This window comes from Marichromatium sp. AB32 (assembly GCF_003718675.1).
GTDB lineage: Bacteria > Pseudomonadota > Gammaproteobacteria > Chromatiales > Chromatiaceae > Marichromatium > Marichromatium gracile.
The window spans coordinates 1-11,987 of record NZ_RHFJ01000081.1; the positions used below are offsets into that span (position 1 = coordinate 1).

Annotated in this window: 12 protein-coding genes; 7 read left to right on the forward strand and 5 right to left on the reverse strand. The window is 70.4% G+C overall.

Going from position 1 to position 11,987, the window contains the following annotated elements; translation table 11 throughout:
* The coding region (locus tag EBL85_RS15605) for a transposase (protein ID WP_123143389.1) at positions 1-1,034 on the forward strand (1,034 nt) is incomplete at its 5' end.
* Positions 1,035-1,135: 101 nt separating this feature from the next.
* On the opposite strand, the gene EBL85_RS15610 is transcribed toward EBL85_RS15605, so the two are convergent.
* The 5 genes from EBL85_RS15610 to EBL85_RS15630 all read right to left on the reverse strand — a co-directional run bounded on the left by EBL85_RS15610 (position 1,136) and on the right by EBL85_RS15630 (position 7,353).
* On the reverse strand, positions 1,136-4,195 hold the full coding sequence (locus EBL85_RS15610; protein ID WP_123143390.1) for an efflux RND transporter permease subunit: 3,060 nt from the start codon (positions 4,193-4,195) through the stop codon (positions 1,136-1,138).
* Between the two features lie 18 nt (positions 4,196-4,213).
* Positions 4,214-5,305, reverse strand: a complete 1,092-nt coding sequence (locus EBL85_RS15615) for an efflux RND transporter periplasmic adaptor subunit (protein ID WP_123143391.1) — start codon at positions 5,303-5,305, stop codon at positions 4,214-4,216.
* On the reverse strand, positions 5,305-5,871 hold the full coding sequence (locus EBL85_RS15620; protein WP_123143392.1) for a TetR/AcrR family transcriptional regulator: 567 nt from the start codon (positions 5,869-5,871) through the stop codon (positions 5,305-5,307). Before EBL85_RS15620 ends, EBL85_RS15615 begins: the two co-directional genes overlap by 1 nt.
* Positions 5,872-6,170: 299 nt before the next feature.
* On the reverse strand, positions 6,171-6,473 hold the full coding sequence (locus EBL85_RS15625) for a hypothetical protein (protein WP_123143393.1): 303 nt from the start codon (positions 6,471-6,473) through the stop codon (positions 6,171-6,173).
* 103 nt (positions 6,474-6,576) lie between these two features.
* Positions 6,577-7,353 (reverse strand): DUF2189 domain-containing protein, encoded by a 777-nt coding sequence (locus tag EBL85_RS15630; RefSeq protein ID WP_123143394.1) that lies wholly within the window; start codon positions 7,351-7,353, stop codon positions 6,577-6,579.
* A 325-nt stretch (positions 7,354-7,678) separates the two neighbouring features.
* Here EBL85_RS15630 and EBL85_RS15635 point away from each other — a divergent pair, with 325 nt between their 5' ends.
* The 6 genes from EBL85_RS15635 to EBL85_RS15660 form a co-directional block, all read left to right on the forward strand.
* Entirely contained in the window at positions 7,679-8,335 is a 657-nt protein-coding gene (locus EBL85_RS15635; protein WP_123141776.1) for a CDGSH iron-sulfur domain-containing protein, read from the forward strand.
* Positions 8,336-8,367: 32 nt separating this feature from the next.
* Complete coding sequence (locus tag EBL85_RS15640; RefSeq protein WP_123143395.1) at positions 8,368-8,616, forward strand: helix-hairpin-helix domain-containing protein; 249 nt, start codon at positions 8,368-8,370, stop codon at positions 8,614-8,616.
* A 106-nt stretch (positions 8,617-8,722) separates the two neighbouring features.
* Positions 8,723-9,706 (forward strand): SPFH domain-containing protein, encoded by a 984-nt coding sequence (locus tag EBL85_RS15645; protein ID WP_062271290.1) that lies wholly within the window; start codon positions 8,723-8,725, stop codon positions 9,704-9,706.
* A gap of 13 nt (positions 9,707-9,719) precedes the next feature.
* Positions 9,720-10,604, forward strand: a complete 885-nt coding sequence (locus EBL85_RS15650) for an SPFH domain-containing protein (RefSeq protein ID WP_062271288.1) — start codon at positions 9,720-9,722, stop codon at positions 10,602-10,604.
* Positions 10,605-10,735: 131 nt separating this feature from the next.
* The gene (locus EBL85_RS15655) at positions 10,736-11,401 is read left to right on the forward strand and encodes an HAD-IA family hydrolase (protein WP_123143396.1); all 666 of its coding nucleotides are present in this window, start codon (positions 10,736-10,738) and stop codon (positions 11,399-11,401) included.
* Positions 11,388-11,987: MoxR family ATPase (locus EBL85_RS15660; protein WP_150132754.1), on the forward strand; the 600-nt coding region annotated here is incomplete at its 3' end. The genes EBL85_RS15655 and EBL85_RS15660, both read left to right, overlap by 14 nt.

An 11,987-nucleotide genomic window follows, 5' to 3' on the forward strand; every position in this document is an offset into this window, starting at 1 on the left:
CCGGGCGGAGTTTCGAGCATCGGCGCGGCTGGGTGGAGTTGCGGTTGCGTCAGCTCGCCGGGGTGTTCGCGATCGATGTCGCGGCCTATGCGGTGATGAGCAATCACGTGCATCTGGTGGTGCGGGTGGATGCGGATCGCGCGGCGGGGTGGTCGGATACCGAGGTGTTGCGGCGCTGGCGGTGTCTGTTTCGCGGGCCGGTGGTGGTGGAGCGGTTCTTGTCACCTGCAACGCGGGCGGGGATGACCGAGGCGGAGCTGGATGGGGTCGCGGGGTTGGTCGCGATCTACCGGGCGCGGCTGGCGGATCTCTCCTGGTTCATGCGGATACTGAACGAGTCGATCGCGCGGGCGGCGAATCGGGAGGATGGGGTGCGGGGACGGTTCTGGGAGGGACGGTTCCGTTCGCAGGCGATCCTCGACGAGGCGGCGCTGCTGGCGGTGATGGCCTATGTCGATCTCAACCCGATTCGGGCGGGGATCGCGGAGACGCCGGAGGAGAGTGCGCATACCGGGATTGCGGCACGGATCGCCGCCTTGCGGGCTGACGATGCGTGTGCGTCTGGTGAAGCGCTTGTCGAGATGGACGAGGCTTCGCCGTCGGTCCGTGTGACCGCATCGTCCGAGACCAAGGCCACCGGCTCTCCTTCAGACTCGCGTAGCGATAATCTTTGGGAGACCGCGCTGAATCGCCTGCCGTCCGCGCCGCTGTTGCCCTTCGGCAATCCCGCCGAGGTCCCTGCGGCGATTCCTTTCACCTTCGACGATTATCTGACCCTGGTCGATTCGCTTGGTCGCGCGCTGCATCCGCGCAAGCGCGGCTCGATCCCGGCGGATCTGCCGGACGTCCTCACCCGGCTCGGCATCGCGCCGGAGCGTTTCGTCGAGCACGCGGGTTTCCTGCTCAAGGGCTTTGGTGTCGCGATCGGCGTGCCTGAGCGGTTGGCGGCGCTTGCCGCGCGCCGCGAGTGTCGCTATCTGCGCGGGCTCGGACGCGCCAGGGCGCTGTTTGGGCAGGCGGGCAGGGCGGCGTGAGTCGCCTGGGCGTCTGACTGACCGATGCCGCCTGGTCAGGCCGCGCGTCTGCCCGACAAACCTCCCGCCCCGCCGACCCCGAACCACTGCACCCGCCCGGCTCACCCCGCCCGCGCCTCATCTTCCCGCACCTTGAAGAACCCGGCATAGAACACCGGCACCGCGATCAGGGTGAGGGCGGTGGCGAAGGCCAGTCCGCCCATGATGGTGACGGCCATGGAGGCGAAGAAGACGTCGAAGAGCAGCGGGATCATGCCGAGGATGGTGGTGCCGGCGGCGAGCATCACCGGGGTGAAACGGCTGACGCTGGCGGCGACGATGGCGTCGTGACGGTGGTGGCCGTCGGCGATGCGCAGGTCGATCTCGTCGACCAGGACGATGGCGTTCTTGATCAGCATGCCCGAGAGGCTGAGGAAGCCGAGCAGCGCCATGAAGCCGAACGACTGTCCGGTGGCGAGCAGCGCGGCGGTGACGCCGGTGATCGCCATCGGCACGCACAGCCAGATGATCAGCGGTTGGCGCACCCGGCCGAACAGCGCCACGGTGATCAGCACCATCGCCAGGAAGCCGAGCGGGACGCTGCGCGCGAGCGCGGCCTGGGCGTCGCTGGAGTCCTCGTACTCGCCGCCCCATTCGAGCCGGTAGCCCGGCGGCAGCGCGATCGCCTCGACCGCGCCGCGCACCTGCGCGAGCGCCGCGTCGGTGTTGGCGCCGTAGGCGGGGTCGGCCTGGGCGGTGATGGTGCGCGCCTTGTCGAGCCGGCGGATCAGCCCGTCCTCGGTGCCGGTCTCGAAGCGGTCGATGACCTCGGTCATGGGGATGTAGGCGCCGGCGGTGGCCGACCAGACGCGACGGTCGCGCAGGTCGGTGTTGCCGTTGCGCTCGTCATCGGGGGCGCGCATCACGATCGGGATCAGCCGATCGCCCTCGCGATAGAGCCCGACGGTGCGCCCCTCGGTGACCATCGCCAGGGCATCGGCGATATCGGCGCGGCTCACTCCGGCGGCGGTGGCGCGCTCCTCGGCCAGGCGGGGGACGATCAGCGGGCGGTACTGGCGCCAGTCGTGGCGCACGTTGATCAGGCCGTGGTCGCGGAAGATGTGCTCGGCCTCGGCGGCGAGCGCGCGCAGGGTGGCGTTGTCGGGGCCGGAGAAGCGCGCCTCGATCTTGGCGCCGCCTCCGGGGCCGAGGCGGATGCGGCTGGTCCAGCCCTTGACCTGGGGCTGGTGCTCGCTGATCCACTGACGCACGCGCGCGGCGATCTCGGGGATGCGCGCGGCGTCGGTGACGCGCACGATGCACTGGCCATAGGCGCTGTTGGGCAGCTCCGGGGCATAGACCAGCATCAGCCGGTCGGCGCCCGAGCCGCTGAAGCTGGTGACGTCCGTGACCCCGTCGAGCTGGCCGAGCGCGTTGCCGAGTTCGGCCATGTCGGCGGCGGTGGCGCGGATGTCGGTGCCCTGTTCGTGCCACACGTCGACATAGAAGAGCGGCGTGGCGCTGTCGGGGAAGAAGGACTGGGGCACGGCGCCGAAGCCGATTACCGCCGCCAGGGTCGAGCCGACCAGCGCCGCCACCGTGGTCAGCCGGTGGCGCAGCGCCAGGTGCACCAGCCCGCGATAGCCGCCGAGCAGGACGCCGCCGGCCTCCTCCTCGTCGCGGCGCTCGGCGGCGCTGCGGAACAGATAGCTGCCGAACAACGGGGCCACGGTCACCGCCAGCACCCAGCTCAGCAGCAGCGAGATGGCGATCACCGCGAACAGCGAGAAGGTGTACTCCCCGGTCGAGTCGTTCGACAGCCCGATCCCGGAGAAGGCGAGGATGCCGATTACCGTCGCCGCCAGCAGCGGCCACTTGGTCTGGTTGGTGATCTGCTGCGCCGCCTCCAGCGCCCCCAGCCCGCGCCGCATCCGCACCATCATCCCCTCAGCGATGACGATGGCGTTGTCGACCAGCATGCCCATGGCGATGATCAGCGCGCCGAGCGAGACGCGCTGCATGGTGATGCCGCCGATCTTCATCAGCAGCAGGGTGCCGAGCACGGTGAGCAGCAGCACCCCGCCGACCACCAGCCCGCCGCGCCAGCCCATCGCCAGACAGAGCACCAGGATGACGATCGCCACCGAGCTTGCGAGGTTGACGAGAAAACCGTTGACCGCCTCGTCGACCACTCGGTGCTGCTGGTAGATCGGATCGATGGTGACGCCGAGCGGCAGGGTCTCGAGCAGCGCGTGGATTCGCGCCTCGACCGTCGCGCCGACCTCGACGATGTTGGTGCCGCTCTGCGCCGAGACGCCGATGGCCACCGCCGGGCGACCGTTGTGGCGCACCAGCAGGGTCGGGATCTCCTCCTCGCCGCGGCTCACCCGGGCGATGTCGCCGAGCCGCAGGCTGGCGTGCTCGCTGCTCGCCCCGGGGCCGCCGAGCGGCAGCGCCTCGATGCGCGCGACCGAGTCGAAGGTGCCCGAAGGGGCGAGGCGCACCGAGCGGTCCTCGACCCGCAGCGCGCCGCTGTCGACCACCGCGTTCTGCACCGAGATGGCGTTGGCGATCAGCGTCGGGGCGATGCCGAGCTGGGTGAGCACCGACTGCGGCGGCTCGACGAAGATGCGCTCGGCGCGCAGCCCGCTGATCGCCACCTTGGCCACGCCCGGTATCCGCAACAGCTCCTGGCGCAGGGTGCGGGCGAAGTCGCGCAGCTCGGCCTGGCTGTAGTCCGGGGCGCTGAGCGCGTAGTAAAGCCCGTAGACGTCGCCGAAGTCGTCGTTGACGTGCGGGGTGCCGGCCCCGGGCGGCAGGGTGGCGCTGGCGTCGCGGACCTTGCGCCGCAGCTCGTCCCAGATCTGCGGCAGCTGGCTGGAGTCGTACTGCTCGAGGATCTCGACATCGATCAGCGAGCGCCCGGGCTCGGAGCGCGAGCGGATCTCCTTGATCTGGGGCAGGCGCTGGAGGGCGATCTCGAGCTGGTCGGTCACCTCCTGCTCGACCTCGAGTGCCGAGGCGCCGGGATAGCTGGTGGTGATGATCGCCTGCTTGATGGTGAACTCGGGGTCCTCCAGCCGTCCCAGGCTGAACAGGGCCCAGAGTCCCCCGAGCAGACAGATGAGGATCAGCAGCCAGGTGTTGACCGGCTTGTCGATGGCGGCGCGAGCGATGTCCATGGATAGGGGTTCCCGATGCTACTGGGCGGTGTCGTCGAGCGGGCGCACCCGCTGACCGGCGCTGAGGAAGCCGACCCCGGCGGCGACGATGCGCTCGCCCTCGGCCAGCCCCGAGAGGATGCGCGCGTGGCTGCCGTCGAGGGTGGCGACCGCGACGGCGCGCGGCTGCACCTGACCGCGCTCGGGGTCGTAGACCCAGACGCGGAAGTCGCCGGCGGCATCGGCGTCGAGCGCGCCGATCGGCACCTCGATCGTGCCCTCGGCGGTGGTGAGGATCTCGGCGCTGACGGTGGCGGTCATCCCCGGCAGCACCTGGATGTCGTCGGGGTTGGTCATGAACAGGGTGATGGTGTAGGTGCGGGTGCGCGGGTCGGGCTCGGTGGCGAACTCGCGGATGCTCAGCGGGAAACTGCGCCCCGGCCAGGCCGAGAGTTCGGCGGTGATGGCGCCGACCTGCTCGCGCCGTACCCGCGCCATCAGCCGCTCGGGCACGTCGACCTCGACGGTGAGCACCGAGATGTCCTGCAGCAGCGCGATCGGCTCGCCGGCGCGGACGTTGACGAAGCGATCGACCAGACGCTCGGCGAGCAGCGCGTCGAAGGGCGCCTCCAGCTCGGTGTAGGCGAGGTTCTGTGCCGCCTGTTCGAGCCGCACCTGGGCGAGATCGGCGGTGGCGCGGGCGTCGTCGAGGGCGTTCTCGGCGAGATGGCCGCGTTCGCTGAGCGCCTGCTTGCGCTCGAGTTCCTTGCGCGCGAGATCGGCCTGGACCCTGGCCTCGCGCAGCGCGAGCGCGTAGTCGGTGGCGTCGAGCGCGGCGATCGTCTCGCCGGCGCGGGTGGTCTCGCCCTCGCGGATGGGGAAGCGTTCGAGCTTGCCCGGTACCTGGAAGGAGACGGCCGAGGTCTGCGAGGCCTCGATGGTGGCCGGGAAGCGGCGCAGCTCGGATCTCGGCGCGGTATCGACGGTGAACAGCCGCACCGGCTGCGAGGTCGGCGCGCTGGTGGTCGTGTCGGGCTCGGCAGCGGCGCGGTCACAGCCGCCGAGCGCGACGCCGAGCAGCGCGACCAGGGCGGCGAGCAGCAGTGACGGACGGGGGGATAGGGCGGTCATCAAAGGGCTCCGTGATCGTCGAGGATGCGCCGGGCCTGGGCGCGCAGCGCGTCGGCCTCGTCGGGGGCGAGCGGCGAGATGCCGAAGACGTCGAACATGTAGAGCCCGGCCATCGCCAGATAGAGCAGCCGGGCGTTCGGGATCTCGTCCTCCAGTGCGCCGAGCGCGTCGAGCGTCTCGGCGACGTGTGTGCGGATCGGCGCGAGCAGCTCGCGATGGTGCGCCGAGGCGGCGATCACCGCGATGCCGAGCTCGGGCGAGACCGGGCAGGGGGCGAGCGAGGCGATGAGCCGGGCGCGGCCCTCGCGGTTGGGCTGATCGGGCGGGAGGGTGTCGCGCAGCGCGCCGATGTCGGCCTCGTCGCGTGCCAGGGTACGCTCGACCAGCCCCTCGAGCAGCGCCTCCTTGCTCCTGAAGTGATAGAGCATCCCGCCCTTGCTGGCGCCGGCCTCGGCGATCACCGCGTCGAGGGTCAGTCGCGCGGCGCCATCGCGCATCACCACGGTCTCGGCGGCATCGAGCACACGCTCGCGCAGCGACGGCTTGGGGGCTTGGGTTTCGGGCATGGATGGATCACCGGTCTGGACGATTGTAGAACAGTCTAGACGGTACGAAAGGGGTGAGGCAAATGGGTACCAGCTTCCAGCGGCCAGCTTCCAGCCGCCAGTGGTCAGCTGGCAGCGCCGAGCCTTTCCTGCTGGCCGCTGGCCGCTGGCCGCTGGCCGCGTTGCCCGTCGCCGGTCCGTGGTCCGATGGGCAGTCCAACCGACGAGCAAGCCGCCAGCCGCAGCCGTCAGCGCCGCCCCTCTTCCTGCTGGCGACTGGCGACTGGTCGCTGTCAGCGAGACGCTGACAGCCGATTCACTCAGTCGATGGTCACGCGGCGGGCGCGGAAGTCGCGACCGTCGTCGTCATCATCGTCGTCGTGGTCGTCATCGTCGTAGTCGCCGGCGATGGTCACCCGGGTCCCCGGGGCGATGCCCAGGGCGCGCAGGCTGTCGAGTTCGACGTCGAGTCGCTCGCTGCCGGTGTCGAGCAGGAAGCCGTCGTCCCAGACACGCTCGACCACGCCGCTGGCGCTGGTCTCGGCGCGGGCGCCGAGACTGGTGACCAGGGCGAGCAGGGCGCCGTAGAGTACGACATGGGTGAGGTTCGGACGTTGACGCATGGTTGCATCCTCCATGGTGCGGTGAGATGCGCCGCCGGGCGGCGCGGGGTTGGGGTCCTTGTGGCCTGGGCCGCGCCCCGCCGAGCGGTGGCGGGGCCGGGGCTCAGGCGACCATCCGCCGATAGCTCTCCCAGGTGGCATAGCCGAGTACCGGGAAGATCACCACCAGCCCGATGAACAGGGTGAGGATGCCGAAGCCGGTGAGGGCGACGATCATCGCGGCCCACAGCGTCATCGCCGGCCAGTTCTGGCGGCAGGCGCGCAGGCTGGTGTGGATGGCGGTGAGCGGGCCGACGTCGCGATCGAGGATCATCGGGATGGAGACGGCGCTGGTGACGAACACCGCCACGGCCAGCAGCAGCCCGATGCCGAGGAAGAACAGCGTGACCACCGGATCGAAGTGCCCGGCCAGCAGGCCGGTGATGCTGTCGGACGAGGGCGAGAGGGTGTTGAACTTGATCGCGAACAGCAGCGCCGAGAAGCGCACCCAGGCCGCGGCGATCAGCCCGAGGAAGAGCACGAACAGCCCCAGATTGGTACGCCGCGCCCAGATCAGCGCCAGGCTGTCGTGGATGGCCACCGGCTCGTCGGCCTCGAGCTGGCGTGCGGCGACATAGAGCCCGGCGGCGAGGAAGGGACCGAGCAGCAGCAATCCGGTGAGGAAGGCGATGGTGAACCAGGGCAGGGTCCAGGTCAGCGCCAGCGCCCCCCAGCAGGCGAGCACGAAGAGCGCGCCGTAGAGCAGGCTCGCCGCGGGTGCCTCGGCGAAGCGCCTGACGCCGGTGGCGAGCCAGTCGAGCGGCTCGCCGATGTCGACCCGGCTGACCGTGGGCGCCGGCGCGGGCGTGGTGTGGTGCGATCGGACGGCTTGACTGGGCATGTTCTCGACTCCGTGTGGATGACGGCGCGCGGGCCGTGCGTGACGACGGGGACGGATGGCGGGCGAGGGCGTTCCGCCATGCTCGGTGAGACGTCGGGGGTGTGACGAAGTTCACCCCCGCACGTTGCATGATCGGCGCTGGGCCCCATTAGAAAAACACGCGCGTGGTGCTGTTTTTGGCGCTGCGCGCCCCCGGCGCTGTCGGGGCGATGCGGGGCCGTGCCTCGCGCCGACCGGTCGCGCCCCGAGCCGCCGGTTGGTCTCTCCAGGCAGCCACCGTCCGCCGTGGGCGGGCAACCCACAGAGACCACAAGGAGTCCATTTGATGAGTGAGCGCAGCGTCCACCACTTCCCGGGCCAGGAGATCGATGTCTACTGGGACGAGCGTCTGTGTATCCATATCGGCGAGTGCGTCCGTGCCAAGGGCGAGCTGTTCGTCTCCGGGCGCGATCCCTGGTGCGATCCCGATGTCACCGAGCGCGAACGGGTGCGCGAGATCGTCGAGCGCTGTCCGAGCGGCGCGCTGAGCTATGTCGACAAGACCGGCGGTCCCGAGCCCGCTCCCGGCGAGAACGCGGCGGTGGTGGTCTACAATGGCCCCCTGTACTGTCACGGTGAGCTGGCGCTGGAGGGCGCCGGTGAGGCGCCCGAGCACGCCGGCACCAGCCGCCGGGTGGCGCTGTGTCGTTGCGGGGCCTCGGCCAACAAGCCGTTCTGCGACAACAGCCACCGTGCCGCCGGCTTCGAGGACTATGGCGCCGTCGGCGAGCAGGGGCGCGGCACCTTCGCCGCCGACGGGCCGCTGGCGGTGCGAGCGCTGCCCGACGGGCCGCTCGAGCTCGAGGGCAACCTGGTGATCCGCGCCGCCAGCGCGCGCGCGGCCTGGCGCGGCGACAAGGCCTATCTGTGTCGCTGCGGGGCCTCGGCCAACAAGCCCTTCTGCGACGGCAGCCACCAGCGGGTGGGTTTCAAGGGCGACTGAGCGCCGGTCGGCACCGGCGCGGGGAGGGATCGATGCCGTTTTCCAGTGCCGAGCGCGCCCTGCTGCTCGGCGGTCATCAGATCGGGCTGCGGGTGATCGCGCGGCTCGAACAGCTCGGCATCGAGGATCTCGACACCCTCGCCGGGCAGCAGATCGAGCCCCTGGTCGGGCTGATCGCCGACATGCTCCACGCCCCCTGCTGGCGCGCCAGCCCGCATGCCCGTACCGCCATCGGCAACGCCATCGCCATCGCTCGCGCCGCGCGCGAGCGCACGCCCTGATGCGCGGCCCTTCTTCCCGTCTCCGCCCGCGCCCCGCCCCCGTCGGCGGGGCGCGTCCCCCAGGCGGCGCGGATGCGCCGCCCTCCGCTAGAGAGGTCAAGCTGCCATGTATCTGACGGCATTCATGCTCGGCGTGCTGGCGTTCGTGGTGTTCAAGGTGTTCGTGCGCGCCTTCTACACCGTGAGCCCGGACGAGCGCGCGCTGATCACCAGCTTCGGTCGCGTCGAGCGACTCGGCGAGCTGATGGTCGAGGACCCGGCGCTCGACGCCGAGGAACAGCAACGCTACCGCTTCCCGCAGGTGCGGGTGATCGGCCCCGGCGGCCCCTACTTCAAGTGGCCGTGGCAGGAGGTGCACAAGGTCAGCGTGGTCACCCAGGCCATCGACCTGACCTGGGACCCGACCAAGGATCAGGTGATGGTCGAGGCGGTCACCAAGGACAACCTCACCACCGGGGTCGGCGGTCAGATCCGCTTCCGCGTCGCCGAATCCAACCTCTATGCCTACTGCTTCGGCGTCGACAGCCCGCTCGAACACGTCATGGGTTACTTCATCTCGGTGCTGCGCGAGCGCATCGCCAACTTCGTCGACCCCAAGGGCGAGGGGCTGGTCGGCGAGGGCGAGCTGGCGCAGGGCGAAGCGGCCGCCGAACTCTCCGAGGGCGTCTCGATCAACGACCTGCGCAAGAACCTGCCGCTGCTCAACGACTACATGGAGCAGCAGTGCCGCTCGACCGGGGCGCGCTACGGCATCGAGCTCGATGCCGCGCTGATCACCCAGATCGACCCGCCGAGCGAGGTCGACCGCGCGCTCTCGGCGATCAACTCCACTCGCAACCAGGTCGCCGCCGATATCTCCACGGCGCGCGCCGACGCCGAGCAGCAGATCACCATGAGCAAGCGCGCGGTGGAGATCGCGCGCAACAACGCCCAGGCCGAGGTCGCGCCGCTGCGCGAGCTGGCCGAGACGCTGTCGCGGATCAAGTCGAGCGGCGGCACCGAGGCGCTGCGCGCCTATATCCGCAACCTGCGCGTGCCGCTGCTCGGGCGCGCCTCGCGCATCGTCCGTACCACCGGGCTCGAGCGCTGAGGGGAGAGACGCCATGGACAACATGATCGGTTCCACCATCGCCTTCGTCATCGGTCTCATCTATATCCCGGTGCTGCTCGCCATCGCCCGCAGCCTCGGGCTCTATGCCGTGGTGCGCGAGCGCGAGGCCCAGGTCTTCACCCTGTTCGGCAAGGTCATCGGTACCCTCGACGAGCCCGGGCTGCGCTTCCCGCTCGCCCACTTCGGGCTGCGCGCCCTGCTGCTGCCCTTCTTCGGCAAGCGCTACAAGGTCTCCACCGCGCTGCGCCAGCACTATCTGCGCGACCAGATGGTCAACTCCGAGGAGGGCACGCCGATGGGCGTGGGGCTGTGGTACGAGATGCAGGTGAGCGACCCCATCGCCTATCTGTTCAACAACGCCAACCCCGAGGGCTCGCTGCAGGCCAATGTCGCCAGCGCCGCCGTCTCCACCCTGAGCAATCTGGAGATGGACAAGATGCTCGAGGACCGTCACCAGCTCAGCCGTCGGGTGCGCGCCGAGGTCTCGCCGCTCTCCGAGCGCTGGGGCTACCGGCTCGGCTCGGTCTATATCCGCAAGGTCGCCTTCACCGACCGGCAGATGGTCGACAACATCACCGACAAGGTGGTCAAGCGGCTGATCCAGGTCACCAGCGCGATGAAGCAGGACGGCGAGAACCGCGTCGGCCTGATCCAGAGCCAGACCGCCTACAAGGTCTCGCAACAGATGGCCGAAGCCGCCGCCACCCGCCCGGCGATCGTCGGCGAGGCGCTCAACGCCATCGCCGAACGCGACCCCGAGGTGCTCGATACGGTGCTCGAGGTGATGGAGACCGAGCAGCTGCTCGCCTCCAAGGCCGAGGTCGAGGTGCTGCCGCGCGACTCGGAGATCCTGGTGCAGCTCGGCGCCACCCTGTAGTAGCCTGTTGCGCGCGGCGTCGGGAGGACGTCGCGTCTCTCCCCGGCGCCGGGCGGTCCCGTCCCCCAGGGTCGCGCCCGTCCGGTCCGGTCGATCGTGCTTGACCCCGACCCTCATGGACCCCTGACCCTATGTTCGACTGTCTCTGTTTCGACTTCGACGGCACCCTGGTCGACAGCACCGAGGCGGCCCTCGAGGCGCTCGCCCGGGTCGGCCCGGCGTTCGGCTGTGATGGGCTCGATCGCGCCGCCGTCGAACGGTTGCGCGGGCTGCACGCGCGCGAGATCGTCCAGACGCTGGGCATCCCGGCCTACCGGGTGCCGGGCTTCGTCGCGCGGATGCGCCGCGAGATGCGCGCCGGTCTGCTCGCCACCCCGCCGGTCCCGGGCTGGACCGAGGCCCTGGAGGCGCTGGCCGCGCGCGGGTTGCGTCTCGGCGTGCTCTCCTCCAACGCCAGCGAGAGCCTGGCGGCCTATCTCGCGCGCTACCCGTTGCCCCATCTCGATTTCGTTGTCGGCGGCGCGGCGCTGTTCGGCAAGTCGCGCGCGCTGCGTCGGCTTGCCGCGCGCGAGCGGCTGCGCCCGGCGCGCATGCTCTATGTCGGCGACGAGCTGCGTGACCTAGAGGCGGCGCGCGCCGCCGGTACCGGCTTCGTCGCCGTCGGCTGGGGCTATACCGACCCGGCGCGGCTGCACGCGGCCGGTGCCGGGGCGCCGCTGAGCAGCCCGCATGAGCTGCTCGAACGGATCGAGTCAGACGCTTTTGATAACGAGGAGGTGCGCCGTGTCGGCAGCTGATCCGACGAGCGATCTACAGGCGGTCTTCGCCGCGCTGCGGGTGCGGCTCTCGGCGCGCATCCTCGGTCAGCGCGCCCTGGTCGAGCGGCTGCTGGTGGCACTGCTCGCCGACGGCCATCTGCTCGTCGAGGGTCCGCCCGGGGTGGCCAAGACCAGCGCGGTCAAGGCCCTGGCCGAGGGGATCGAGGGCGACTTCCACCGCGTCCAGTTCACCCCGGACCTGCTGCCCGCCGACCTCACCGGCACCGAGATCTATCGTCCCCACGACGGCAGCTTCCGCTTCGATCGCGGGCCGCTGTTCCACAACCTGCTGCTCGCCGACGAGGTCAACCGCGCCCCGGCCAAGGTGCAGTCGGCGCTGCTCGAGGCGATGGGCGAGCGCCAGATCACCGTCGGACGCGAGACCTACCGGCTGCCGGAGCTGTTTCTGGTGATGGCCACCCAGAACCCGATCGAGCAGGAGGGCACCTATCCGCTGCCCGAGGCCCAGCTCGATCGCTTCCTGATGCAGGTGCGGGTCGACTATCCCGACCTCGACACCGAGCGCGCCATCCTCGCCCTCGACCGCGCCCGGGCGCGCGAGGGC